This is a genomic window from Hungatella sp. SB206, assembly GCF_051132295.1.
Lineage (GTDB): Bacteria > Bacillota > Clostridia > Lachnospirales > Lachnospiraceae > Hungatella > Hungatella effluvii.
In genome coordinates this window covers 6,426,864-6,451,722 of sequence record NZ_CP096603.1, presented here as the reverse complement: position 1 = coordinate 6,451,722, position 24,859 = coordinate 6,426,864, and the positions used below count along the sequence as shown (strand labels likewise).

The window sequence follows — 24,859 nt, the reverse complement described above, 5'->3', positions numbered from 1 at the left end:
GATAACAAAGGCTCATGTATAAGTGCTTTTAGCAAGAAAGGAGAGTTACAACATGGGAATCAAAAAGTATAACCCATATACCCCTTCCAGAAGACATATGACTGGTTCTGATTTCAGCGAGATTACAAAGACAACTCCAGAGAAGTCCTTAATCAGCGCTACAATGAACAAGCAGGCTGGTCGTAACAATCAGGGTAAGATCACTGTTAGACATCGCGGCGGCGGTGCTAAGAGAAAATATAGAATCATCGATTTCAAGAGAAACTCCAAAGATGGTATTCCGGCAACAGTCATCGGCATCGAGTACGATCCGAACAGAACTGCTAACATCGCTTTAATCTGCTACGCAGATGGTACAAAGTCTTATATCCTCGCACCGGCTGGTTTGACAGACGGTATGAAGATCATGAGCGGCGAGAATGCAGAGGCAAGAATTGGTAACTGTTTACCATTAGGCCAGATCCCGGTTGGTACACAGGTACACAACATCGAACTTTATCCGGGCAAGGGCGGTCAGCTGGTTCGTTCCGCTGGAAACTCTGCTCAGTTAATGGCTAAAGAAGGCAAATATGCAACCTTAAGATTACCTTCAGGCGAGATGAGAATGGTTCCGATCAACTGCAGAGCTACAATCGGCGTTGTAGGCAACGGAGATCACTCCCTTATCAACATTGGTAAAGCTGGTAGAAAGCGCCATATGGGCTTCAGACCTACTGTACGTGGTTCCGTCATGAACCCGAACGACCATCCACACGGTGGTGGTGAAGGAAAGACCGGTATTGGCCGTCCAGGTCCGTGTACACCATGGGGCAAACCTGCTCTTGGTTTAAAGACCAGAAAGAAAAACAAGCAGTCTAACAAGTTAATCGTTAGAAGAAGAGATGGAAAGACCATTAAATAATTGAAGGAGGTTAGAACCTATGGCTCGCTCACTGAAAAAAGGACCATTCGCGGATGCGTCTTTACTGAAAAAAATTGATGCTATGAACACAGCAGGACAGCATCAGGTAATTAAGACCTGGTCCCGTCGTTCTACCATCTTCCCACAGATGGTTGGACACACAATTGCAGTTCATGATGGAAGAAAGCACGTTCCGGTATATGTTACAGAAGATATGGTTGGACATAAACTCGGTGAATTCGTTGCAACCAGAACCTACAGAGGTCATGGAAAAGACGAGAAGAAATCCGGACGTAAGTAATAGATTGATTAGTTGAAAGGAGGCTTCACCAATGGCTAAGGGACATAGAACCCAAATTAAGAGAGAAAGAAATGCTCAGAAGGACACAAGACCGTCAGCAAAGTTATCTTATGCCAGAGTTTCTGTTCAGAAGGCATGCTTCGTATTAGACGCCATCAGAGGCAAAGATGCACAGGCAGCACTTGGTATTGTAACTTACAATCCCAGATATGCTTCTACTTTAATAGAAAAGTTATTAAAATCAGCGATTGCGAATGCTGAGAATAACAACGGTATGGATCCGTCCAAACTTTACGTAGAAGAATGCTACGCAAACAAAGGACCGACAATGAAGAGAGTAAAACCGAGGGCACAGGGCCGCGCTTATAGAATCGAGAAGAGAATGAGCCACATCACCATCGTGCTTAATGAAAGATAAGGAGGCAAATAATGGGACAGAAAGTTAATCCACACGGCTTAAGAGTCGGTGTTATTAAAGACTGGGATTCCAAGTGGTATGCAGAAGCTGACTTTGCAGACAATTTAGTAGAAGACTACAAGATCAGAACATACCTGAAGAAGAGATTATACAGTGCCGGCGTATCTGATATCGAGATTGAAAGAGCGTCTGACCGTGTTAAAATTATTATCCACACTGCAAAACCGGGTGTCGTTATCGGTAAGGGTGGTTCTGAAATTGAGAAGTTAAAAGCAGAAGTTCAGAAGATGACAGATAAGAAATTATTTGTTGACATCAAAGAAGTTAAGAGACCTGACAAAGACGCTCAGTTAGTAGCTGAATCCATCGCACAGCAGTTAGAAAACCGTGTTTCCTTCCGTCGTGCTATGAAGTCCACCATGGGCCGTTCCATGAAGGCTGGCGTTAAGGGTATCAAGACTGCAGTTGCAGGACGTCTTGGCGGCGCTGATATGGCTCGTACAGAGTTCTACAGCGAGGGAACCATTCCGTTACAGACATTAAGAGCAGATATTGACTATGGTTTCGCTGAAGCAGATACTACCTACGGCAAAGTTGGCGTTAAGGTATGGATCTACAAAGGCGAGATACTTCCAACTAAAGGAAATAGGGAAGGGAGCGATAAATAATGTTAATGCCTAAGAGAGTTAAACGTCGTAAACAGTTCCGTGGTTCCATGGCTGGTAAGGCTTTAAGAGGCAATACAATCAGCAATGGTGAATACGGTTTAGTCGCTTTAGAGCCATGTTGGATCAAATCGAACCAGATTGAGGCAGCCCGTGTTGCCATGACCCGTTACATCAAGCGTGGTGGTAAAGTCTGGATCAAGATTTTCCCGGATAAACCTGTAACAGCAAAGCCAGCAGAAACCCGTATGGGTTCCGGTAAGGGCGCTCTGGAATACTGGGTAGCAGTAGTTAAGCCAGGCCGTGTATTATTTGAAATCGCTGGAGTACCTGAAGAAACAGCTCGTGAAGCTTTACGTCTTGCTATGCACAAGTTACCATGCAGATGTAAGATTGCTGCTAAAGCGGATTTAGAAGGCGGTGATAACAGTGAAAATTAATAAATATGTAGAAGAATTAAAGGCAAAATCAGTCACAGAACTGAACGAAGAATTAGTAGCTGCGAAGAAGGAACTCTTCAACTTAAGATTCCAGAACGCAACGAATCAGCTGGATAACACCAGCAGAATCAAGGAAGTTCGTAAGAACATTGCCAGAATCCAGACTGTTATGACAGAAAAGGCTAAACTGGCTTAAGCAGATATTTTTCATCTCAGTATGACACACACGACCGTGTGTAACATTGAAAGGAGTAACGTAGCGTGGAAAGAAATTTAAGAAAAACCCGTACGGGCAAGGTAGTCAGCAATAAGATGGATAAGACTATTGTTGTGGCTATCGTAGACCATGTAAAACATCCTTTATACGGCAAGATCGTAAAGAGAACGTATAAATTAAAAGCTCATGACGAAAACAACGAATGCAACATGGGCGATACAGTAAAAGTAATGGAAACAAGACCGCTGTCCAAGGACAAGAGATGGAGACTTGTTGAGATTATCGAGAAAGCGAAATAAATTATTTCCAGGAAGGAGTAACAGGCATGATTCAGCAGGAGACCAGGTTAAAGGTTGCCGACAATACCGGTGCGAAAGAATTACTGTGTATCCGTGTTATGGGCGGCTCTACAAGAAGATATGCTAATATTGGTGATATTATCGTCGCTACCGTTAAGGATGCAACACCAGGCGGTGTTGTAAAGAAAGGTGACGTAGTAAAGGCCGTTGTTGTGCGTACTGTAAAAGGTGCCCGCCGCAAAGACGGTTCTTATATCAGGTTCGATGAGAACGCTGCAGTAATAATCAAAGATGACAAGACTCCGAGAGGAACTCGTATCTTTGGACCGGTTGCAAGAGAATTAAGAGAGAAACAGTTCATGAAGATTGTTTCTTTAGCTCCAGAAGTATTATAGGGAGGTGTCGACTGTGCATAAAATTAAGAGAGATGACCTGGTAAAGGTTATCGCAGGAAAAGATAGAGATAAACAGGGCAAAGTTCTTCATGTAGATACAAAGAACAACAAAGTTCTGGTGGAAGGCTGCAACATGATTACAAAGCATGTAAAGCCAGGCCCAGGAAGCCCACAGGGTGGTATTGTTCAGAAAGAAGCTGCGCTTGATATCTCCAACGTAATGCTTGTTGTAGACGGAAAAGCAACCAGAGTCGGCTTCGAAGTAAAAGACGGCAAAAAAGTCCGTGTTGCCAAAACAACCGGAAAAGCGATTGACTAATTCGGAGAGGAGGAATAAAAATTGGCTAGATTAAAAGAAACATATCAGAGCGAAATCGTAGAAGCTATGATTAAGAAATTCGGTTATAAGAATATCATGGAAGTGCCGAAGTTAGATAAGATCGTCATCAACATGGGTGTTGGCGAAGCAAAGGAAAATGCCAAGGTTTTAGACTCTGCAGTCAGAGACTTAGAAATCATCTCCGGACAGAAGGCAGTTTTAACTAAGGCAAAGAAATCTATTGCTAACTTCAAGCTCAGAGAAGGCATGCCAATCGGCTGTAAGGTTACATTACGCGGTGAGAGAATGTATGAGTTTGCAGATCGTCTGATCAACCTTGCATTACCTCGTGTACGTGACTTCAGGGGTGTTAATCCTAACGCTTTTGACGGCAGAGGAAACTATGCCCTTGGTATCAAGGAACAGCTTATTTTCCCTGAAATTGAGTACGATAAAGTTGACAAGGTAAGAGGTATGGACATTATTTTCGTTACTACCGCTAAGACCGATGAAGAAGCCCGTGAACTTTTGACATTATTCAATATGCCATTTGCAAAATAACAGGAGGAATATTCCATGGCAAAGACTTCAATGAAGATTAAACAGCAGAGACCTGCAAAATTCTCTACCAGAGAATACAACCGTTGCAGAATCTGTGGACGTCCACATGCTTATTTAAGAAAATACGGTATCTGCAGAATCTGCTTCCGTGAATTAGCATACAAGGGTCAGATCCCAGGCGTTAAGAAAGCAAGCTGGTAAAATAAGGAAGGAGGCAATTCAAAATGACAATGAGCGATCCAATCGCAGATATGCTTACAAGAATTCGTAATGCAAATACTGCCAAACACGATACAGTAGATGTACCTTCATCCAAGATGAAATTAGCTATTGCTGATATCCTTGTAAAAGAGGGCTACATTAAGAAATATGATCTCGTAGAAGACGGTGCATTCCAGACAATCAGAATCACCTTAAAATACGGCAAAGACAAGAACGAAAAAATCATCACAGGTATCAAGAGAATCTCCAAGCCTGGTTTACGTGTATACGCAAACAAGGAAGAGTTACCGAAGGTTCTGGGTGGTTTAGGAACAGCTATCATCTCCACCAACCAGGGCGTTGTAACCGACAAGGAAGCACGCGAACTCGGCGTAGGCGGAGAAGTGCTGGCATTTGTTTGGTAATTTAAGAACTACTGAAAACAGAAGAGGCGCAGACGCTTTTTCCGAAAATTTAAGGAGGTACACGGCATGTCACGTATAGGAAGAATGCCTATCGCGATTCCGGCAGGCGTTACTGTCACAATCGCAGAAAATAATAAAGTGACTGTAAAAGGTCCAAAGGGAACTCTGGAAAGAGTATTACCGGCTGAGATGTCCATCAAAGAAGAAGACGGCCAGATCATCGTTACAAGACCCAGTGATTTAAAGAAGATGAAATCTTTACACGGTCTGACAAGAACACTGATCAACAACATGATCGTTGGCGTAACCGCTGGTTACGAGAAGAAACTGGAAATCAATGGTGTAGGTTACAGAGCTCAGAAGCAGGGTAAGAAGCTTGTTCTTTCCCTCGGTTATTCTCATCCGGTTGAGATGGAAGATCCGGAAGGTCTGGAATCCACAATGGAAGGCCAGAACGTCATCATTGTAAAAGGTATCGATAAAGAAAAAGTAGGCCAGTACGCTGCTGAAATCAGAGACAAGAGAAGACCTGAGCCGTATAAGGGCAAAGGTATCAAATATGCTGATGAAGTTATCAGACGTAAAGTTGGTAAGACTGGTAAGAAATAATTTAAGGAGAGTGTAAAAATGGTTAGCAAACAGTCAAGAAGCGAAGTTCGCGTGAAGAAGCACACCAGATTACGTAATCGTTTTGCAGGCACTGCAGAAAGACCGCGTTTAGCTGTGTTCAGAAGTAATAATCATATGTATGCTCAAATTATTGACGATACAGTTGGTAAAACTTTAGTCTCAGCTTCTACAGTTGATAAGGAAGTAAAGGCTGAATTAGAGAAAACTAACAACGTTGATGCTGCAGCATATGTAGGTACAGTAGTTGCCAAGAGGGCTCTCGAAAAGGGAATCAAGGAAGTTGTATTTGACAGAGGCGGCTTCATATATCAGGGCAAGATTCAGGCATTAGCAGACGCAGCCAGAGAAGCTGGTCTGGAATTCTAGTAGAGAGGAGAATAGGGCGTTGAAACATACAATTATTGATGCAAGTCAGTTAGAATTAAACGACAAAGTAGTTGCTATCAAGCGAGTATCGAAAACCGTAAAAGGCGGACGTACTATGAGATTCTCTGCTTTAGTAGTCGTAGGCGATGGCAATGGCCACGTAGGTGCGGGCCTTGGCAAAGCAGGCGAAGTTCCGGAAGCAATCCGTAAGGGTAAAGAGGCTGCAGTTAAGAATATGGTAACTGTACCGATTGACGAGAACAACAGTATTCCTCATGATTTAATCGGAAAATTCGGAAGCGCAGCTGTACTTCTTAAGAGAGCTCCGGAAGGTACCGGTATCATCGCAGGCGGTCCTGCCCGTGCAGTAGTGGAGCTTGCGGGAATTAAGAATATCCGTACAAAATCTTTAGGATCCAACAACAAGACAAACGTAGTTTTGGCTACAATCGAAGGATTGACTCAGATAAAGACTCCTGAGGAAGTTGCAAAGCTTCGCGGCAAATCTGTAGAAGAGATTTTAGGCTAAGGAGGATAAGAAGATGGCAGATAAATTAAAAATCACATTGGTGAAATCCCCGATCGGCGCAGTTCCGAAGCAGAAAGCAACCGTTGAAGCTTTAGGTTTAAAGAAGCTTCATAAGACAGTTGAGATGCCGGATAACGGTGCTGTAAGAGGCATGATCCAGAACGTTAGACATTTAGTAAAAGTTGAAGAAATTTAAGGAAAACAGTAAGGAGGTGCAAACGATGGAATTATCAAATTTACAGCCTGCATTAGGATCCAAACACAGCGATAGCTTCAGAAGAGGCCGTGGCCATGGTTCAGGAAACGGTAAGACTGCAGGTAAGGGCCATAAAGGACAGAAAGCTCGTTCTGGTGCTCCGAGACCAGGGTTTGAAGGCGGTCAGATGCCTTTATACAGACGTATTCCTAAGAGAGGCTTCACAAACAGAAATACCAAGACTATCATTGGAATCAATGTTAGTGCTTTAGAGCAGTTCGAAAACGATACTGTTGTTACAGTTGAGACTCTGTTGGAGAGCGGCATTGTTAAGAATCCGCGCGATGGTGTTAAGATCCTTGGAAACGGAGAATTAACCAAAAAGCTTACAGTAAAGGTAGATGCTTTCAGCGAAGGCGCTAAGACCAAAATCGAGGCTTTAGGTGGAACCTGCGAGGTGAACTAATATGTTAAAAACGCTCCGTAATGCATTCAAGATCAAGGACATCAGAAAGAAACTTCTGTATACGTTCGCGATGCTGGTGGTTATTAGAATTGGCTCACAGCTGCCGATTCCTGGAGTAGAAACAGCATTTTTCAAAGATTTTTTCGCTCAGCAGAATAACGATGCGTTCGGATTTTTTAACGCCATGACAGGTAGCTCCTTTACCAATATGTCCGTGTTCGCGCTGAGTATTACCCCGTACATCACTTCTTCCATTATCATGCAGCTTCTGACCATTGCGATTCCGAAGCTGGAAGAGATGCAGAGAGATGGTGAAGACGGGAGAAAAAAGATAGCAGAATACACCCGTTACGTAACAGTTGCTCTGGCTTTAATTGAATCCATTGCTATGGCAGTCGGATTTGGCGGCCAGGGACTGTTAAGCGAGTTCAACGCAATCAGCGTCATTATCGCCGTAGTCACTATGACTGCAGGTAGTGCGCTTCTGATGTGGATTGGTGAGCGTATCACTGAGAATGGTGTGGGAAATGGTATCTCCATCGTCCTGTTATTTAACATCATTTCCAGTTTGCCCTCTGACGCATCTACACTTTATACCAGATTCATGTCTGGCAAGTCGGTTGCAGTGTCGGCGGTAGCTGCCATCATCATCGTGGCCATCGTGATTGCAATTGTGGTATTTGTCGTTGTCCTTCAGGATGGCGAGAGAAGAATTCCAGTCCAGTATTCCAAAAAGATGCAGGGACGTAAGATGGTTGGCGGCCAGTCCTCCAACATCCCGTTAAAAGTAAATACAGCCGGTGTTATCCCGGTTATCTTTGCTTCCTCCATCATGTCATTCCCGGTAGTTATCGCCCAGTTCTTCGGCAGCCGGATTAACTATGACAGCATTGGCGGACATATCCTTCTGATGCTGAATTCTTCTAACTGGTTCAAGCCGGAGCGTCCGGTCTACTCGATCGGTATGGTGGTTTATATCGCCCTGATCATCGTGTTTGCTTACTTCTACACATCGATTACCTTTAATCCGTTGGAAGTAGCGAACAACATGAAAAAATCAGGCGGCTTTATCCCGGGTATCCGCCCAGGCAAGCCAACCAGCGATTACCTCAATTCCATTTTGAACTATGTAGTATTTATCGGTGCATGTGGTCTGACGGTTATATGTATCATCCCGATTATGGTATCCGGCCTCTTCAATGTAAGCCGCCTGTCATTTGGTGGTACATCCTTAATCATTATTGTCAGCGTTGTCTTAGAGACACTGAAGGCAATAGAATCTCAGATGCTTGTACGTTATTATAAGGGATTTTTGAATGACTAAAGGGCAAATCCAAGAGGAACACATTATGGCGTGTTTCTCTTGGTCTTTGTGCTATATGAACATATTGCAGGGAGGGACTGCTGATGAAGATTATCATGTTAGGTGCCCCAGGTGCCGGTAAAGGTACCCAGGCAAAGAAGATTGCTGAGAAGTATCAGATTCCACACATTTCCACAGGCGATATTTTCCGTTTCAACATCAAAGAGGGAACCGAGCTTGGAATGAAGGCGAAGGCATTTATGGATCAGGGCGGCTTAGTACCGGATGAGCTGACGATCGGCATGCTGATGGACCGCATCCAGAAGGAAGACTGTCAGAATGGTTACGTATTAGACGGTTTCCCAAGGACGATTCCGCAGGCGGAGAGCCTTACGAGCGCTCTTAATGAGAGAGGACAGAAGATCGATTACGCCGTAAATGTGGATGTTCCGGACGAGAATATCGTGAATCGTATGTCAGGACGCCGCGCCTGCTTAAGCTGCGGTGCTACATATCATATTGTCTATAAACCCAGCAAAGTGGAAGGCATCTGTGATGTCTGCGGTGATAAGCTTGTCTTAAGAGATGACGATAAGCCGGAAACCGTTAAGAAGCGTCTGTCCGTGTATCATGATCAGACACAGCCTCTGATTGACTATTATAAGGAAGCCGGCGTACTGGCAAATGTTGACGGAACACAGGATATGGAAAAAGTGTTCTCCGATATTGTCGCTGTTCTGGGAGCGTAATGTATGTCAGTTACGATTAAATCTGCAAGAGAAATAGAACTTATGAGAGAGGCCGGGAAAATCCTCGCGAAGACCCACGAGGAGCTGGCGAAAGCCTTAAAGCCCGGTATGACAACCTGGGATATCGACCATTTGGGAGAAGAGATCATCAGAAGCTACGGCTGCATCCCTTCCTTTAAAAATTACAACGGCTATCCGGCTTCTATCTGTGTATCGGTGAACGACGAAGTGGTTCACGGAATTCCCAGCAGGAAGCATTTCATAGAGGAAGGCGACATTGTGAGCCTGGATGCCGGCGTGATCTACAAGGGATACCATTCTGATGCGGCGAGGACGTACGGGATCGGTGAAATCTCCCCCGAAGCAGGCAGACTCATCGAGGTGACAAAACAAAGTTTCTTTGAAGGGATTAAATTTGCAAAAGCTGGCAATCATCTGAATGATATATCTTCTGCGATCCAGGCCTATGCGGAAAGCTTTGGCTTTGGCGTGGTACGGGATCTGGTAGGACATGGAATCGGAAGTCATCTCCATGAAGACCCGGAGGTGCCCAATTTCGCCGGAAGGCGGCGCGGCCTAAAACTGAGGCCAGGCATGACACTCGCCATTGAACCGATGATTAATGCGGGAACGCCGGAAGTGGTATGGCTCGATGATGACTGGACGGTTGTAACAGAGGACGGAGCGTTATCAGCCCACTATGAGAATACGGTCCTGATTACAGAAGGCGAACCGGAGCTTCTAAGCCTGGTTTCGGAAGCCCATTAGGGAATTTGAGTGAGGACAGTATGGAGATCACGACAGGAACGATTGTAAAAAGCCTGGCCGGACACGATAAAGAAGAGGTTTTCTTCATATTAAGAGAAGAAGGCGAATATGTTTATCTGGTGGACGGAAAATACCGGACGCTCGACAAGCCGAAGAAGAAAAACAGAAAGCATGTGGAGACCGTTTCCTGTGAAATGGACGGTCCGGGTAAAAAGATCAGGGAAAACCAGAGAGTCACCGATGAAGAGATCGCTCGTTTCATCAAATGTATCAAAAGATTAAAGTAGTGAGTAAAGACACAGGTTGTCAGGAGGTAAGATTTTATGTCGAAAGCAGATGTTATTGAAATTGAAGGAACCGTTGTTGAAAAGCTTCCGAACGCCATGTTCCAGGTAGAACTGGAGAACGGCCATCAGGTGCTTGCGCACATCAGCGGAAAACTTCGTATGAACTATATCCGTATTTTACCGGGTGATAAGGTAACCATTGAGTTATCCCCTTACGATTTGTCCAAGGGAAGAATTATCTGGAGAGATAAATAAAAGTAAAAACAAGGAAAAAGTGCTTGCATTCGTATATGGAAAGTGTTATAATGCTATAGCGACTTTGTTGAAATACCGGGTGTATTATGCCCAAACGGCAGCACTGGTTGGTTTTATATAAAACACATTGCGGGTATACCTGGATGTCCTCATTTTGGGGACGCATAACGGAAAGGAGAATTGCTGTGAAGGTTAGATCATCAGTCAAACCGATTTGCGAAAAATGCAAAATCATTAAGAGAAAAGGCAGTATCAGAGTAATCTGTGAAAATCCTAAGCATAAGCAGAGACAAGGTTAAAAATTATTAATGGAGGTGTACTACACAAATGGCTCGTATTTCAGGTGTTGATTTACCAAGAGAAAAACGTGTTGAGATCGGCTTAACTTATGTCTACGGTATCGGTAGAACAAGTGCAAACCGCATTCTTAAAGAAGCTGGCGTTAATCCTGACACTCGTGTTAAGGACTTAACCGATGACGAAGTAAAGAGAATATCAGTTGTAATTGCTGACAGTCAGACCGTTGAAGGTGATTTACGTAGAGAAATCGCTATGAACATCAAGAGACTTCAGGAAATTGGCTGCTATCGTGGAATTCGTCACAGAAAGAGCCTGCCGGTTCGTGGTCAGAAGACAAAGACCAATGCAAGAACTCGCAAGGGCCCGAGAAAGACCGTAGCAAACAAGAAGAAATAAGCATTAAACTTAATGAAACTAAAACAGTGAATCACGTTACATGTTTTAAAAACAGGAATAACAGGATTCAAGAAATGAAGAAAGTAGGTTAGTTTAAAATGGCTAAAAAAGTGTCCACTACTAAAAAAGTGACAAAAAAGCGCGTAAAGAAAAACGTTGAACGCGGACAAGCACATATCCAGTCATCTTTTAATAACACAATCGTGACATTAACAGATACTCAGGGTAATGCCTTATCTTGGGCAAGTGCTGGTGGTCTGGGATTTAGAGGTTCAAGAAAATCTACTCCATATGCAGCTCAGATGGCGGCAGAAACTGCTACTAAAGCAGCTCTTGTACATGGTTTAAAATCAGTAGACGTTATGGTAAAGGGTCCTGGTTCAGGCCGTGAAGCAGCTATTCGTGCACTTCAGGCATGCGGTTTAGAAGTAACCAGTATCAAGGATGTTACTCCGGTTCCACATAACGGATGTCGTCCGCCAAAACGTAGAAGAGTCTAATTAGGAGGTAATTACAGTGGCAGTAGATAGAGTTCCTGTTCTTAAAAGATGTAGATCCCTTGGTCTTGATCCAATCTATTTAGGAATAGATAAAAAATCCAACAGAGAATTAAAAAGAGCTAACAGAAAGATGAGTGAGTACGGCCTTCAGTTAAGAGAAAAGCAGAAAGCCAAATTCATCTACGGCGTTCTTGAGAAACCGTTCCGTAACTACTATGCAAAGGCTGAAAAGATGAATGGTATGGTCGGTGAAAACCTGATGATCCTTCTGGAAAGAAGACTTGACAACGTAGTGTTCCGTATGGGCTTTGGAAGAACAAGAAGAGAGACCAGACAGATGGTTGACCATAAGAGCATCTTAGTAAACGGCAAGTGTGTAAACATTCCGTCTTACTTAGTTAAAGCTGGCGACGTAATCGAAGTAAAAGAGAAATGCAAAGGAAACGCCAGATTTAAAGATGTAGTAGAGACCACAGCAGGACGTTTAACTCCGGCCTGGGTTGATGTTGACCATGAGAATTTACGTGGTACTGTTAAAGAGTTACCAACAAGAGATGAGATTGATGTTCCAGTGAATGAAATGCTTATCGTCGAGTTGTACTCCAAATAATTGAAAGTCTGTTAAAGAGAAACAACAACTTTCGCCCGGAGTATGGGAAACTGTACTCCGGGCAAGGATTTGAGTATAAGACCCTCGATACAAATTACCCAAAAGGAGGGGCTATTAGTGTTCGATTTTGAAAAACCAAACATTGAGATTGCTGAAATCTCTGAGGACAAGAAATATGGCAAGTTTGTAGTTGAACCGCTTGAAAGAGGTTACGGTACGACTTTAGGCAATTCCTTGAGAAGAATCATGCTTTCTTCTTTACCGGGAGCCGCAGTCAGTCAGGTAAAAATCGACGGCGTTTTGCATGAATTCAGTTCTATCCCAGGCGTTAAAGAGGATGTAACTGAGATCATTATGAACATCAAAAGCTTAGCAATCAAAAATAACAGCGACACCAATGAAGCAAAGGTTGCATACATCGAGTTTGAAGGCGAAGGTGTGGTAACGGCTGCTGACATTCAGGCGGACCCGGATATTGAAATCATGAATCCGGACCAGGTGATCGCGACACTCAGCGGCGGCACAGACAGTAAGTTCTACATGGAGCTGACTATCACAAAGGGCCGCGGCTATGTAAGCGCAGACAAAAACAAGAGTGAAGATTTACCGATTGGCGTGATTGCCGTTGATTCCATCTATACACCAGTAGAGCGCGTCAACATGACGGTACAGAACACCCGAGTAGGTCAGGTTACCGATTTCGATAAGCTGACATTAGATGTATTTACAAACGGAACACTGGCACCAGACGAGGCGGTAAGCCTTGCTGCGAAGGTGTTAAGTGAACATTTAAATCTGTTCATCGACTTATCCGAGAATGCCAAGACTGCAGAAGTCATGGTAGAGAAAGAGGATAATGAGAAAGAGAAGGTTCTGGAGATGAATATCGACGAACTGGAACTTTCCGTACGTTCATACAACTGTTTAAAGAGAGCTGGAATCAATACAGTAGAAGAGCTGTGCAACAGAACTTCTGAGGATATGATGAAGGTTCGTAACTTAGGCCGCAAGTCTTTAGAAGAAGTGCTGGCAAAGTTAAAGGAGTTAGGCTTACAGCTTAACCCGAGTGATGACGCGAACAGCTAATTGCTCGTTACAGGAATTTATGGAGATTAAGCGCAGGATGCAGTAAGACCGAAGAAGCATGCGCCGGCGTTCCACAAATGGAGGGAAATAAGACATGGCAGGATATAGAAAGCTGGGAAGAACTTCCAGCCAGAGAAAAGCACTGATCAGAAGCCAGGTAACAGCATTATTACACAATGGCAAGATCGTTACAACAGAAGCGAGAGCAAAAGAAATCCGTAAAGTAGCAGAAGGACTGATTGCTCTGGCCGTAAAAGAGAAAGACAATTTCGAAACCGTTAAAGTAACCGCTAAGGTTGCCCGCAAGGACAAAGACGGCAAGAGAGTCAAAGAAGTGGTGAACGGCAAGAAAGTTACCGTATACGACGAAGTAGAAAAAGAAATCAAGAAGGATCTTCCTTCCAGACTTCACGCAAGAAGACAGATGTTAAAGGTACTGTACGATGTAACAGAAGTACCGCAGGCAGCTGCTGGAAAGAAGAAAAATACAAAGAGCGTAGATCTTCCAAAGAAATTATTTGAGGAAATCGCACCGAAGTATGTATCCCGAAATGGTGGATATACAAGAATCGTAAAGATTGGCCAGCGTAAAGGCGATGCAGCGATGGAAGTGGTGTTAGAGCTTGTCTAAGCACTGAGCAGTGTCAAAAAAAGTCAGGAGAAAATTTTCGTTGTGCTAGCACATAAGAAAATTTTCTCCTGGCTTTTTTTGTAGGGCGAACGCCCCACACCGAACTGGAGCGCAGCGGAAGTGAGGTGTGCACTGCGGGGTACCGACCGAGAACGACTAACGAATCCCCAACGATGCGCAAGCGAGTCGTCCCCTCCCCCCATCCTCGTCCCCCACATTTTTCTCCCCCCAACATATTCCCCCATCCTCCCAAATGTGTTATGATACAGAAGAACGACAAAGAGCAATTGAAAAAAGAAAGAGGGCGGTTACAATGATAAAATACTACGAAGGCGACATATTCAACTCCAGTGCGGACATCATCTGCCACCAGGTAAACTGCCAGGGTGCGTTTGGTCGTGGAATGGCGGGCCAGGTAAAGAAGTTATTTCCGGAGGTAGAAAAGTCCTATAAAATTCTGACAAAGCAGTGGACAGAAGAAGCGCGAGGCAAGACATCGGCGCTGCTGGGCCGGGTATCGGCCCAGCCGGTAGAGAAAGACGGCCGCTGGTTCCTGATTGCGAACCTCTACGGCCAGGACGACTATGGAAAAGGCGGAGTCTACACTGATTACGAGGCTTTAGAAAAAGCCATGGAAGAGATCCGCGAGTTTCTGACGGTACGCGGCAGAAACGAGACAGCCGCATTCCCGCAGGGAATCGGCTGCGGCTTTGCAGGCGGCGACTGGCAGATTGTAGAATCCATCATCAAGCGGGTATTTGAAGATTACCCAGGAGAAGTACAGATCTGGAAATACGACGGAAAATAAAAATACGGAACACAAAAGTATCGATACATACTCCCCATAAACCACCATATACCACCGTATACCAGCCCCAGAAGGCGTTACCGCCCCGCAGGCATAACTTTATGCCTGCCCCGCATTCTCCCCGTCATACGGCCCGCTACAGCCGTTAAAACGCCTATTCTGCCCGGCCCCTGGTAAAAAATAACTCCCCTGTTCCCCACATCACCAACCGGGGAAATCTACAGCATCAGAAAGGATATTGGATGAAAAATAAATTTGTGATCGTGGATGGTTCTTCCATGCTGTCCACCTGTTACTACGCCGTGCTTCCGCGGGAAATCATGTTCGCCAAAACCGAAGAGGAAAAGCAGAAGCATTACGGAAAGATCCTGCACGCCGCGGACGGAACATATACCAATGCGATCTTCGGCATGCTGAAGACTGTTGCGTCTCTCATCAGGAAACAGGAACCCGGATATATCGCCTTTGTGTTTGACAAGACGAGGGACACATTCCGGCGGGAACTGTACGCGGAATATAAGGGGACGAGGGGGGCGACTCCCGAGCCTTTGAAGCAGCAGTTTGTCCTGATTGAGTCAATCCTTCAGGAAGCCGGATTCAAGGTGCTCTACAGCGACGATTACGAGGCTGATGATTACGCGGGATCCCTGGTTATGAAGTTCCGCAGCCAGCTTCCTGTGGTGGTCATGACGAAGGATCACGATTACCTGCAGCTGGTCAATGACGAATACAACGTCAGGGCCTGGATGGTACAGGCGAAGCAGGAGAAGGCAGACGAACTGTACGAAAAATACTACGGCCCATACGGCCTGACGAAAAAAGACGTGAACCTTCCGGAGAAGACGTTTGAGTTTACCTCGGAGCATGTGTTTGCCGAGGAAGGCGTGTGGCCAGAGCAGATCACCGATTTAAAAGGAATTCAGGGTGACACCTCGGATAATATTCCGGGAGTAAAAGGCGTGAGCAGCGCGGTGCCGCCTCTCCTGGCTGAGTATGGTACCGTGGAGGCGATGTATGAGGCGATCCACAACGCAGAGACGGACAAAAAGCAGCTGAAGGAGCTCCAGGATTTTTGGAAGGAGAAGCTGGGGATATCCAGAACTCCCTACAAAGCGCTGACGAAGACAGGAGAGGACGGCGAACTGTGCGGGGAAGCCGCGGCCCTGCTGTCGAAGCGTTTGGCTACCATTAAGACGGATATTCCGCTGGATCTGGAACTCGCTGATTTTTCCGTGGAACAGTATAAGGAGAAGGTTCTGCGCAAATGGTGTAAGAAACTGGATATCAAGGAGACCTCTGTATTTGGCTGAGCCATCTCAGCTCCGGCAAGAATTTCTGGTAAAAATTGCCATTCTTGCAAATTAATTACTCAATTTTTCCCAAACGCAAGAATAAAGAAAGAATATCGTAAGTTGACGGTGAATTACCCCAGGGGCTATAATAATAGTAGAAAAAGGAAAATGAGGATTGATTATAAAGAGTGGGAGGTATTTTTATGAAACGGTTTGGGAAACTATTGGCTTTGACCGCAATTGTGAGTGTGTTGGGCGTGAGTATACCATTTCAGTCATTTGCCGCGTCGAAGACGATATCATCGGTAACGATCTATGCGGGGCTTGAGGAATTGGAATCCGGAGAGAATCTTCCGGAGGAGACGGCCTTTGAACTTAAGGAAAATTCCAAGGGCAACTATGTATATACCAACAACAGCAGATACGAGGTCAGCGGCGTAGAGTGGATTACCTCTGGGTCGAAAGAGATGACCATCGGATATGAGCCCAAGATGAAAGTGGAACTGCATGCCACCGATTCTGACGAGTATGCGTTTAAAGGCGGATATCAGTCCAGCAACGTGACTGTGAAGGGCGGAACCTATGTGTCAGCCAGCCGTTCCGGCAGCGATACTTTGTACGTGACATTCAAGTTCAAACCGATCAAGGGTACGTACAGCTCCCCGGATGATGCCTACTGGAAGGATTCCGGCTACGGCGGCGCCCGCTGGAGTAAGGTTGACAACGCATCTGACGCCTATGATGTCTATTTATACCGCGGAAGTACGGTTGTGAAGAAGGTTGAGGGGCTTAAGGCTACGTCCTATAACTTCTATCCTTACATGACGAAGGCCGGCACGTATTCATTTAAGGTACGCACGGTTCCATATACCGAAAGTGAGAAGAAGTACGGAAAGAAGAGCGACTGGACGGAATCCGATGAGGTTTATCTGCCGGAGGAGAAGGTATCTGACGGCTCAGGACAGGAAAGCGGAACGCCTGGAACCACCGGTCAGGTTGGATGGATCAAGGACGGCAATAACTGGTATTTCAAGTATCCGGACGGAACTTACCAGAAGAACAATTGGGCTAAGATTAATGAGAAATGGTATTTATTTGATTCAAATGGTGCAATGCTCACCGGATGGCAGCAGAGAAATAATTTATGGTACTATATGAACGACCAGGGCGCCATGGTAACCGGCTGGGTCGTATCGAACAACAAGTGGTATTATTTAAATCCTTCCACGACTACAGGTGTAGAAGGCGCGATGCTTACAGGCTGGATCGCCTACAACAATAAGTGGTACTGCACAGACGCTTCCGGCGCGATGCTTGAGGGGTGGCGTCAGGTTGACGGCAGCTGGTACTACTTCTATCCAGGTGAAGGCTCCAAGGCCGTGAATACCACCATCGATGGTTTCCCGGTTGACGGCAACGGCGTGTGGCATAAGTAAATTCATCAGGAAAGGAAGATGACACGAATGCGAGGTATAAAGGGAAAGGGCAGATGGCTGATACTTCTGGGAGCGGTGCTGACGCTCGGTACCGCCATGACGTCCATGGCGGCGAAAAGTGTTAAGATTCGATTTGATAACGACGTAAGAAGTGAATGGACGGAAGATATCAAGGTACCGAAGGTTACCGTTAATTATGACGAAATATCACCAGAGTGGAGCAAGGATCCTGAGAAATGGGTTCCTGGAAAGAAGGTGACTGCTACCTTCACAATCTCCGGGGACTATGTGAAGAGCAACTGCAGCGTGTACGGCGGCGAACTGGTCTCCGCCAAGGCTTTGGACGGCGAGACGACCATCAAGGCCACCTATGTACCGGTTGCACAGCTGGGAGCACCGGAATCTGCCGGATGGAGCGATGCCGCGAAGACGAAGGCTTCCTGGAAAAAGGTTGCTCACGCTTCGAAGTATCAGCTTCGCCTTTACCGGGAAGATCAGTGGATCAAGACGCTGACAACCGGTTCCACCTCCATCGATTTACTGGAGTATTTACAGGATGGCTACAGCTATTACTATGAGGTAAGAGCCATTGCGAAGGACAGTTCCGAGGAGAAGTATCTAAAAGACGGTGAATTTACCGTTTCCAACGATTCCGTGGTTCAGGAGCTGGGAGACACATCGGGCCGGTGGTCCAACACGCAGACCGGCAAACGGTACCGTGATGAGAACGGAAATTATGCAGCGAACTGCTGGAAGATGATAAGCGGCAAGTGGTACTATTTTAATCAGGACAGCTACGCGCTGACCGGATGGCAGAATCTGAGCGGCAAATGGTATTATATGAATGATAATGCAGAGATGGTGACCGGATGGCAGCAGATCGGCGGCAAATGGTACTATTTTAATACGGATGGCGACATGGCCACTGGCTGGATTCAGGCAGAGCCTGGGAAATGGTATTACCTGTATGAAGATGGCAGCATGGCAGCGGACACAGTGGTCGACGGTACATACCGGGTAGATGCGTCCGGACAGTGGGTGCCGTAAGGGATTCGTAATTCAGGAAAGACATGGTGAAAGGTGCCATGTCTTTCTTTTTTCCTGTCTGACGGAGAAGAATCGGGCTGATTATGAAATCCGGCTTGACTGTTAAGCAAATTTCATCTAAAATTATGTGACATATAAAGACAGTATTAGACGTGACATTGTCCGCGTTAATCGCAGAAAGGTAAGCCATGGGAATTATAAAGACATCAAAGCTGATTTTCGATTATATCAGAAGAGATGAAGAAGAGAATATAGAAGAAGTAAACCGTGCCATAGACGACGTCAGCATCGAGATTAAGGAGGGCGAGTTTGTGGCGGTCTTAGGCCACAACGGCTCCGGAAAGTCCACCTTTGCCAAGCAGCTGGACGCGATCCTGCTTCCGACGGATGGGACGGTGTGGATCCAGGGGCTGGATACCTCCAAAGAGGAGAATCTGTGGGAGGTTCGAAAGAAAACGGGGATGGTATTCCAGAATCCCGATAACCAGATTATCGGTAATATCGTCGAGGAGGACGTGGGATTCGGACCGGAGAATATGGGGATTCCGACCGACGAGATCTGGAAACGGGTTGACGAGAGCCTGGAGGCGGTGGGCATGACGGCATACCGCATGAAGTCGCCTAACAAGCTTTCGGGTGGCCAGAAGCAGCGGGTCGCCATCGCAGGTGTCATGGCCATGAGACCCCAGTGCATCGTTCTGGACGAGCCTACCGCCATGCTGGATCCCAACGGGCGCCGGGAAGTGGTGAAGACCGTCCATGAGTTAAACCGCCAGGAAGGGATCACCGTGGTGCTCATCACTCATTATATGGAAGAAGTCATTCATGCCGACCGGGTTATCGTCATGGACGACGGACGGGTGGTGATGGACGGAACGCCCAGGCAGATATTTTCCAGGGTGGAAGAACTCAAGTCTTACCGGCTGGATGTGCCGCAGGTAACGGAACTGGCATATGAGCTTCAGAAGAATGGCGTGGATTTACCGGATGGGATTCTGACGCTGGAGGAGCTGATGAAATATCTGCTCCCCATATTTGCGGAGCGCTATCCGGACAGAGTGACTCTGGGAGATGGAGGATGCAATGGCAATTAAGATAGAACATTTAAATTACGTTTACGGACAGGGCACCGCTTTCGAACAGCAGGCGCTTAAGGACGTGAATCTGGAGATCCAGGATGGCCAGTTTATCGGACTGATCGGCCATACCGGTTCCGGGAAGTCCACGCTGATTCAGCATTTAAACGGGCTAATCAGGGCGACGGACGGTGCGATCTATTATAATGGAAAGAATATATATGACGACGGCTATGACATGCGGGCGCTGCGAAGCCGTGTGGGACTGGTATTTCAGTATCCGGAGCACCAGCTGTTTGAGATCGATGTGTTTACCGATGTCTGCTTCGGGCCGAAGAACCAGGGACTGTCGAAGGAGGAGACGCAGAGCCGGGCAAGGGAAGCGCTTACGATGGTAGGGCTGGATGAGAGCTTTTATAAGCAGTCGCCCTTTGAGCTGTCGGGCGGCCAGAAGCGCCGGGTGGCCATTGCCGGTGTGCTGGCCATGGAGCCGGAGGTGTTGATTCTGGACGAGCCTACGGCGGGACTGGATCCGAGGGGACGCGATGAGATCCTGGAACAGATTGAACGTCTTCATCATGAGAAAAAGATGACGATCATTCTGGTGTCCCACAGCATGGAGGACATCGCAAAATACGTGGACCGGATTCTCGTGATGAACCACGGGGAGAAGGTGTTTGACGACACGCCGAAGGAAGTATTTAAGCATTACAGGGAACTGGAGGCCATCGGTCTGGCCGCACCGCAGATCACCTATGTGGTGCATACGCTGCGGGATCATGGAGTTCCCATTGACAATAATATTACAACGGTGGAGGAAGCGAGAGATGAGATCCTTGCGCTGTTAAAAAAGGAAGGACAGGCGGCCTGCGGTGACGGAAGCCGCGGACAGGAGACATTATGTTAAGAGATATTACACTGGGGCAGTATTATCCGGTGGATTCCGTACTTCACCGGATGGACCCGAGGACAAAGCTGTTCGGAACCATGGTATTTATTATTTCCCTGTTTGTCGCAGACAGCATCTGGGCTTATCTGGTGGCCACGCTTTTTCTTGCCATGGCAATCAGACTGAGCCACGTTCCATTTAAGTTCATGGTGCGGGGACTTAAGGCCATCATCTTCCTGCTCTTAATCAGTGTCAGCTTTAACTTATTTCTGACCCCGGGTGAAGTGGTCTTTAAGCTGTGGTTTTTAAAGGTGACAAAGGAGGGCTTAATGACGGCCGGATTCATGGGAGTCAGGCTGATCTATCTGGTGGTGGGATCGTCGGTTATGACGCTGACGACCACGCCCAATGAGCTGACAGACGGACTGGAAAAGAGCCTTGGATTTTTAAAGAAGATAGGACTGCCGGTACATGAGGTATCCATGATGATGTCCATCGCACTTCGTTTTATCCCGATTCTGGTAGAGGAGACGGATAAGATCATGAAGGCGCAGATGGCGAGAGGCGCTGATTTTGAAAGCGGTAATATCATTCAGAGAGCGAAGAACATGATTCCGCTCCTCGTGCCTCTGTTTATCTCCGCGTTCCGGCGGGCTACGGATCTGGCTATGGCCATGGAGGCGAGATGCTACCGCGGCGGCGAGGGAAGAACGAAGATGAAGCCGCTTCACTATGCAAAGCGGGACGGTGTGACGTATCTGGTTTACGTCTTTTACCTGGCTGTGATAGTTGTTTTAAGAATCCTGATATAAGGCGGTTTTTGAGAAGATGAAACGGATTAAGCTGATAGTGGCCTACGACGGCACAAATTACTGCGGATGGCAGATACAGAACAACGGGCGGACCATAGAAGAAGTCTTAAACGAGGCGCTGACCGCCCTGTTTCACGAAAAGGTGGCGGTAATCGGGGCCAGCCGGACGGATTCCGGCGTCCACTCCGATGGTAATGTGGCTGTGTTCGATACGGAGAGCCGGATGCCGGCGGATAAGGTCTGTTTTGCACTCAACCAGAGACTGCCGGAGGACATCCGGGTCCTTGCATCGGAGGAGGTTCCCTTAACGTGGCATCCCAGAAAATGCAACTGCGTAAAGACGTACGAATACAGAATTTTGAACCGGAAGATCGAGATTCCGACGCTGCGGCTGTACGCCTATTTCTGTTACTTCCCCCTCGATGCAGAGAAGATGAAGGAGGCGGCGGCGTATCTGGTGGGAGAACATGATTTTACCAGCTTCTGCGCACCGAGGACCCAGGCGGAGGACATGGTGCGTACCATTTACAGCCTGGACGTCGTGAAGACGGGCGATATGATTACGATACGGGTCAGCGGAAGCGGGTTCCTCTATAATATGGTCCGCATTATCGCGGGGACGCTGATGAAGGTGGGGCTGGGAGTCTATCCGCCGGAGCATGTGGAGGAGATTCTGGATGCCAGAAACCGCGCGGCAGCAGGCCCTACCGCGGTGGCCAGGGGACTGACGCTGATCAGCCTGGAGGAAGAGACGGAGCTTCGCCCTGTCATAGCGGCTGAAAATAAGGAATGGAAATATTCTCTGGATCAGACGAAGACGGCAAAAGAGAAGCAGTCGTTTCTCACCATAGAGCGGTGCATCCCGGAGGAGTTTGAACGCCTTCTGTTCCGGGTGGTGCACCAGGCCGTCAGGAACGGAGCGGAGACGGTTTATGTAAACGATCAGGAAGCCGTTGGGCGGATCGAAGCGGGCAAGGCATACGGCTATTACGTGTTCTGGCCTTCGGACGAGAAGGACGGATGGTATGTGACCCACGACGCGCGAGTCTGGGGAAAGAGCGGGGAGGAGACCTGATTTTTAACGGAATTGTTACTTGTATACGGCGGAGGTTTTTGATATACTTGCTAAAATCTCCATGGCAGGAATGCCGGGACGGTTGTGATACAGCCGTCTTTTTTCGTGCAAATGAATATTCTGCGGCGGGCCTTGAATGCGCAGGGAGATAAGGGCGCTGCCGAAAAAGAGGTTTTGATATGACGGCGGACAGAACAAAGACACATGAGATACCGACGAGCGCTGGTGCTGTATTGATCACGATGGGGGTGGTGTACGGGGATATCGGGACGTCTCCCATGTACGTAATGAAGTCAATTGTGGCCGGCAACGGGGGATTGGGAGGAGTCAGCGACGAACTGATCTTAGGCGCGCTCTCCCTGGTCATCTGGACCATCACCCTGCTGACGACGATGAAATATGTGGTGGTGGCCATGCAGGCGGATAACCACGGTGAGGGCGGTATCTTCTCCCTGTACAGTCTGGTAAAGCATTTTGGAAAATGGCTCATCTTTCCGGCCATGATTGGCGGAGCGGCCCTGCTGGCGGATGGTGTGATGACACCGGCAGTGACGGTGACGACGGCGATCGAGGGTCTTAGAAGCATCTCTTCCATGAGTGAGCTGCTGGGAGACGGGCAGAATAAGATCATTATTATAACGATTACAATTATTGCGCTGCTGTTCCTGGTTCAGAGAGCGGGCACCAGTTCCATCGGAAGGGCCTTCGGCCCTGTCATGGCAGTCTGGTTTCTGTTTCTGGCCGCGGCAGGGCTGGGGAACATAGGCGGGAATGTGGCGGTACTGAAAGCCTTTAATCCGGTCTACGCGGTGAAGATTCTGACCAGTCCGGCCAATGATGCCGGGATAATGATCTTAGGCAGCGTGTTTCTGGCGACAACCGGCGCGGAGGCGCTGTACTCGGATATGGGGCACGTGGGAAAGAACAATATTTTCCTGAGCTGGCCTTTCGTCAAGATCTGCCTGATTATCAATTATCTCGGGCAGGGGGCCTGGCTGATGGCCTGTAAATCCAATGGGGCGCTGGCGGCGATACCGGATATGAATCCATTTTTTCAGATGCTGCCGGAAGGAATCCGGCCCTTTGCCGTGGTCCTCGGCGCGGCTGCTGCGATTATCGCGTCCCAGGCGCTTATATCCGGTTCCTTTACGCTGGTATCGGAGGCGAGCCGGCTGGATTTAATGCCTCATATGCAGATTACATACCCTTCCCAGCGAAAAGGGCAGATTTACATTCCGCTGGTGAATCAGGTGCTGTGGTTTGCCTGTACCGGAGTGGTTCTTCTGTTTCAGACCAGCGCCCATATGGAAGCGGCTTACGGGCTGGCGATTACGCTGACCATGCTGATGACAACGGTGCTGCTCTTTCTCTATCTGCGGAAGGTGAAGAAACTGGCTGTGGTGCCTTTCCTTTTCCTGGCCTTCTTCGGCGGTCTGGAGGGGAGTTTTTTCCTATCCAGCTTAAGTAAGTTCAGCCATGGGGGATACGTGGCGCTCTTTATGGCTTTGATTCTGTTTGGGATCATGGTCGTATGGCATGAGGGGACCGGCATTGAGTCTTCCCAGGCGGTGCTCCTGCCCCTGCGGAAGTATCTGACCCAGCTGGAAAAATTAAAAAATGACAGTTCCCAGGAGCTGCTGGCCGACAATCTGGTCTTCATTACAAAGGACAGTGACAAAAATAAGCTGGACAGAGACATTCTGTATTCCATCTTTGACAAGAAGCCAAAGCGTGCCAATGCATACTGGTTTGTGGGCATTACCGTCACGGATGAGCCCTATACCCGGGAATACAGCGTGGACAGCATGGGGACAAATTACATGTTCCGTGTGCAGCTTAAGCTGGGCTTTCGGGAAAATCAGAGGGTGAATGTCTACTTGAGGCAAATCGTGGACGAGATGGTGAAGAGTGGGGAGCTGCCGTCTCAGAAGCGCCGGTATTCCATCTATGAGCCGGGCGTCGTGGGGACATTTAAATTCTGTATGATCCGGAAGCTTCTGGTTCCGGAAAGCGATATCGGTCCCTTTAAACGGGCGGCCATATCGCTGAAATACACGATCCGCCATTTCGCAGGCACACCGGACCGGTGGTACGGACTGGAGAATTCGTCCCTGATCATCGAGTATGTTCCGCTCTTTATCCAGATGAAGCCGGTAAGTCATCTTACGAGGGTATGACAGACGGCGAATCTGAACTGTTCCATACGAAAA

General features: G+C 47.3%; 36 protein-coding genes and 1 pseudogene. All 37 read left to right on the top strand.

Annotated elements, in window-relative coordinates; translation table 11 throughout:
* The first annotated feature begins 52 nt into the window (after window positions 1–52).
* The 37 genes and pseudogenes from rplB to M1L66_RS28545 all read left to right on the top strand — a co-directional run bounded on the left by rplB (window position 53) and on the right by M1L66_RS28545 (window position 24,826).
* A complete protein-coding gene (gene rplB, locus M1L66_RS28725; protein ID WP_055653530.1) occupies window positions 53–901 on the top strand; it encodes a 50S ribosomal protein L2 in 849 nt (282 codons plus the stop codon).
* Between the two features lie 19 nt (window positions 902–920).
* Window positions 921–1,202, top strand: coding sequence for a 30S ribosomal protein S19 (gene rpsS, locus M1L66_RS28720; protein WP_002604700.1), 282 nt, complete (start codon window positions 921–923; stop codon window positions 1,200–1,202).
* A 31-nt stretch (window positions 1,203–1,233) separates the two neighbouring features.
* On the top strand, window positions 1,234–1,620 hold the full coding sequence (gene rplV, locus M1L66_RS28715; protein ID WP_002604699.1) for a 50S ribosomal protein L22: 387 nt from the start codon (window positions 1,234–1,236) through the stop codon (window positions 1,618–1,620).
* Between the two features lie 11 nt (window positions 1,621–1,631).
* The gene (gene rpsC, locus M1L66_RS28710) at window positions 1,632–2,288 is read left to right on the top strand and encodes a 30S ribosomal protein S3 (RefSeq protein WP_055653532.1); all 657 of its coding nucleotides are present in this window, start codon (window positions 1,632–1,634) and stop codon (window positions 2,286–2,288) included.
* Entirely contained in the window at window positions 2,288–2,725 is a 438-nt protein-coding gene (gene rplP / locus M1L66_RS28705; RefSeq protein WP_006771874.1) for a 50S ribosomal protein L16, read from the top strand. The genes rpsC and rplP overlap by 1 nt, the downstream gene beginning before the upstream one ends.
* The gene (rpmC, locus tag M1L66_RS28700) at window positions 2,715–2,921 is read left to right on the top strand and encodes a 50S ribosomal protein L29 (RefSeq protein WP_006771873.1); all 207 of its coding nucleotides are present in this window, start codon (window positions 2,715–2,717) and stop codon (window positions 2,919–2,921) included. The genes rplP and rpmC overlap by 11 nt, the downstream gene beginning before the upstream one ends.
* Window positions 2,922–2,986: 65 nt before the next feature.
* On the top strand, window positions 2,987–3,241 hold the full coding sequence (gene rpsQ, locus M1L66_RS28695) for a 30S ribosomal protein S17 (RefSeq protein ID WP_002604695.1): 255 nt from the start codon (window positions 2,987–2,989) through the stop codon (window positions 3,239–3,241).
* Window positions 3,242–3,267: 26 nt separating this feature from the next.
* Window positions 3,268–3,636 carry a 50S ribosomal protein L14 gene (rplN, locus tag M1L66_RS28690; protein ID WP_002604694.1) on the top strand — a complete coding sequence of 123 codons (369 nt, stop codon included), beginning with the start codon at window positions 3,268–3,270 and terminating at the stop codon, window positions 3,634–3,636.
* Window positions 3,637–3,649: 13 nt separating this feature from the next.
* Window positions 3,650–3,955 carry a 50S ribosomal protein L24 gene (gene rplX / locus M1L66_RS28685; protein WP_187020068.1) on the top strand — a complete coding sequence of 102 codons (306 nt, stop codon included), beginning with the start codon at window positions 3,650–3,652 and terminating at the stop codon, window positions 3,953–3,955.
* A 21-nt stretch (window positions 3,956–3,976) separates the two neighbouring features.
* Window positions 3,977–4,516 carry a 50S ribosomal protein L5 gene (gene rplE, locus M1L66_RS28680; RefSeq protein ID WP_002604692.1) on the top strand — a complete coding sequence of 180 codons (540 nt, stop codon included), beginning with the start codon at window positions 3,977–3,979 and terminating at the stop codon, window positions 4,514–4,516.
* A gap of 15 nt (window positions 4,517–4,531) precedes the next feature.
* Window positions 4,532–4,717, top strand: coding sequence for a type Z 30S ribosomal protein S14 (locus M1L66_RS28675; protein ID WP_002566501.1), 186 nt, complete (start codon window positions 4,532–4,534; stop codon window positions 4,715–4,717).
* 23 nt (window positions 4,718–4,740) lie between these two features.
* Window positions 4,741–5,142: a 30S ribosomal protein S8 gene (gene rpsH / locus M1L66_RS28670; RefSeq protein ID WP_022031107.1), complete on the top strand. Its 402-nt coding sequence runs from the start codon at window positions 4,741–4,743 to the stop codon at window positions 5,140–5,142.
* Between the two features lie 66 nt (window positions 5,143–5,208).
* Window positions 5,209–5,751: a 50S ribosomal protein L6 gene (rplF, locus tag M1L66_RS28665; protein ID WP_002604689.1), complete on the top strand. Its 543-nt coding sequence runs from the start codon at window positions 5,209–5,211 to the stop codon at window positions 5,749–5,751.
* Between the two features lie 18 nt (window positions 5,752–5,769).
* On the top strand, window positions 5,770–6,138 hold the full coding sequence (gene rplR / locus M1L66_RS28660; RefSeq protein ID WP_055653533.1) for a 50S ribosomal protein L18: 369 nt from the start codon (window positions 5,770–5,772) through the stop codon (window positions 6,136–6,138).
* Between the two features lie 19 nt (window positions 6,139–6,157).
* Window positions 6,158–6,667 carry a 30S ribosomal protein S5 gene (gene rpsE / locus M1L66_RS28655; protein ID WP_055653535.1) on the top strand — a complete coding sequence of 170 codons (510 nt, stop codon included), beginning with the start codon at window positions 6,158–6,160 and terminating at the stop codon, window positions 6,665–6,667.
* Window positions 6,668–6,680: 13 nt separating this feature from the next.
* Window positions 6,681–6,863, top strand: coding sequence for a 50S ribosomal protein L30 (gene rpmD / locus M1L66_RS28650; protein WP_002604686.1), 183 nt, complete (start codon window positions 6,681–6,683; stop codon window positions 6,861–6,863).
* Between the two features lie 25 nt (window positions 6,864–6,888).
* On the top strand, window positions 6,889–7,329 hold the full coding sequence (gene rplO, locus M1L66_RS28645; protein WP_002604685.1) for a 50S ribosomal protein L15: 441 nt from the start codon (window positions 6,889–6,891) through the stop codon (window positions 7,327–7,329).
* A 1-nt stretch (window position 7,330) separates the two neighbouring features.
* The gene (gene secY / locus M1L66_RS28640; RefSeq protein WP_110321953.1) at window positions 7,331–8,653 is read left to right on the top strand and encodes a preprotein translocase subunit SecY; all 1,323 of its coding nucleotides are present in this window, start codon (window positions 7,331–7,333) and stop codon (window positions 8,651–8,653) included.
* 83 nt (window positions 8,654–8,736) lie between these two features.
* Window positions 8,737–9,381, top strand: a complete 645-nt coding sequence (locus tag M1L66_RS28635; RefSeq protein ID WP_002604683.1) for an adenylate kinase — start codon at window positions 8,737–8,739, stop codon at window positions 9,379–9,381.
* 3 nt (window positions 9,382–9,384) lie between these two features.
* Window positions 9,385–10,149, top strand: a complete 765-nt coding sequence (gene map, locus M1L66_RS28630) for a type I methionyl aminopeptidase (RefSeq protein ID WP_002604682.1) — start codon at window positions 9,385–9,387, stop codon at window positions 10,147–10,149.
* 20 nt (window positions 10,150–10,169) lie between these two features.
* Window positions 10,170–10,436, top strand: a complete 267-nt coding sequence (locus M1L66_RS28625) for a KOW domain-containing RNA-binding protein (RefSeq protein WP_025530788.1) — start codon at window positions 10,170–10,172, stop codon at window positions 10,434–10,436.
* Window positions 10,437–10,472: 36 nt separating this feature from the next.
* The gene (gene infA, locus M1L66_RS28620) at window positions 10,473–10,691 is read left to right on the top strand and encodes a translation initiation factor IF-1 (protein ID WP_002604680.1); all 219 of its coding nucleotides are present in this window, start codon (window positions 10,473–10,475) and stop codon (window positions 10,689–10,691) included.
* Window positions 10,692–10,876: 185 nt separating this feature from the next.
* Complete coding sequence (rpmJ, locus tag M1L66_RS28615; RefSeq protein WP_003497809.1) at window positions 10,877–10,990, top strand: 50S ribosomal protein L36; 114 nt, start codon at window positions 10,877–10,879, stop codon at window positions 10,988–10,990.
* A gap of 28 nt (window positions 10,991–11,018) precedes the next feature.
* Window positions 11,019–11,387, top strand: coding sequence for a 30S ribosomal protein S13 (gene rpsM, locus M1L66_RS28610; RefSeq protein WP_002604679.1), 369 nt, complete (start codon window positions 11,019–11,021; stop codon window positions 11,385–11,387).
* Between the two features lie 98 nt (window positions 11,388–11,485).
* Window positions 11,486–11,887 (top strand): 30S ribosomal protein S11, encoded by a 402-nt coding sequence (rpsK, locus tag M1L66_RS28605; protein WP_006771855.1) that lies wholly within the window; start codon window positions 11,486–11,488, stop codon window positions 11,885–11,887.
* A gap of 16 nt (window positions 11,888–11,903) precedes the next feature.
* On the top strand, window positions 11,904–12,497 hold the full coding sequence (rpsD, locus tag M1L66_RS28600) for a 30S ribosomal protein S4 (RefSeq protein WP_055653543.1): 594 nt from the start codon (window positions 11,904–11,906) through the stop codon (window positions 12,495–12,497).
* 117 nt (window positions 12,498–12,614) lie between these two features.
* Window positions 12,615–13,583: a DNA-directed RNA polymerase subunit alpha gene (locus M1L66_RS28595; protein WP_002604677.1), complete on the top strand. Its 969-nt coding sequence runs from the start codon at window positions 12,615–12,617 to the stop codon at window positions 13,581–13,583.
* 94 nt (window positions 13,584–13,677) lie between these two features.
* The gene (locus M1L66_RS28590; RefSeq protein WP_002604676.1) at window positions 13,678–14,214 is read left to right on the top strand and encodes a bL17 family ribosomal protein; all 537 of its coding nucleotides are present in this window, start codon (window positions 13,678–13,680) and stop codon (window positions 14,212–14,214) included.
* 313 nt (window positions 14,215–14,527) lie between these two features.
* Window positions 14,528–15,022 (top strand): macro domain-containing protein, encoded by a 495-nt coding sequence (locus M1L66_RS28585; protein ID WP_117622350.1) that lies wholly within the window; start codon window positions 14,528–14,530, stop codon window positions 15,020–15,022.
* Between the two features lie 242 nt (window positions 15,023–15,264).
* Window positions 15,265–16,332 (top strand): 5'-3' exonuclease, encoded by a 1,068-nt coding sequence (locus M1L66_RS28580; RefSeq protein WP_434689001.1) that lies wholly within the window; start codon window positions 15,265–15,267, stop codon window positions 16,330–16,332.
* Window positions 16,333–16,517: 185 nt separating this feature from the next.
* Window positions 16,518–17,750 (top strand): N-acetylmuramoyl-L-alanine amidase family protein, encoded by a 1,233-nt coding sequence (locus M1L66_RS28575; protein ID WP_187020064.1) that lies wholly within the window; start codon window positions 16,518–16,520, stop codon window positions 17,748–17,750.
* A 27-nt stretch (window positions 17,751–17,777) separates the two neighbouring features.
* Window positions 17,778–18,797, top strand: coding sequence for an N-acetylmuramoyl-L-alanine amidase family protein (locus M1L66_RS28570; protein ID WP_434688999.1), 1,020 nt, complete (start codon window positions 17,778–17,780; stop codon window positions 18,795–18,797).
* Window positions 18,798–18,985: 188 nt separating this feature from the next.
* Window positions 18,986–19,891, top strand: a complete 906-nt coding sequence (locus M1L66_RS28565) for an energy-coupling factor transporter ATPase (protein ID WP_187020062.1) — start codon at window positions 18,986–18,988, stop codon at window positions 19,889–19,891.
* The gene (locus tag M1L66_RS28560; protein ID WP_187020061.1) at window positions 19,881–20,780 is read left to right on the top strand and encodes an energy-coupling factor transporter ATPase; all 900 of its coding nucleotides are present in this window, start codon (window positions 19,881–19,883) and stop codon (window positions 20,778–20,780) included. Before M1L66_RS28565 ends, M1L66_RS28560 begins: the two co-directional genes overlap by 11 nt.
* Window positions 20,774–21,574: an energy-coupling factor transporter transmembrane component T family protein gene (locus M1L66_RS28555; RefSeq protein WP_002604669.1), complete on the top strand. Its 801-nt coding sequence runs from the start codon at window positions 20,774–20,776 to the stop codon at window positions 21,572–21,574. Before M1L66_RS28560 ends, M1L66_RS28555 begins: the two co-directional genes overlap by 7 nt.
* 16 nt (window positions 21,575–21,590) lie before the next feature.
* A pseudogene (gene truA, locus M1L66_RS28550) lies at window positions 21,591–22,325 on the top strand (tRNA pseudouridine(38-40) synthase TruA); the annotation flags it as partial.
* Between the two features lie 503 nt (window positions 22,326–22,828).
* On the top strand, window positions 22,829–24,826 hold the full coding sequence (locus M1L66_RS28545) for a KUP/HAK/KT family potassium transporter (RefSeq protein WP_434688996.1): 1,998 nt from the start codon (window positions 22,829–22,831) through the stop codon (window positions 24,824–24,826).
* Window positions 24,827–24,859 lie beyond the last annotated feature (33 nt).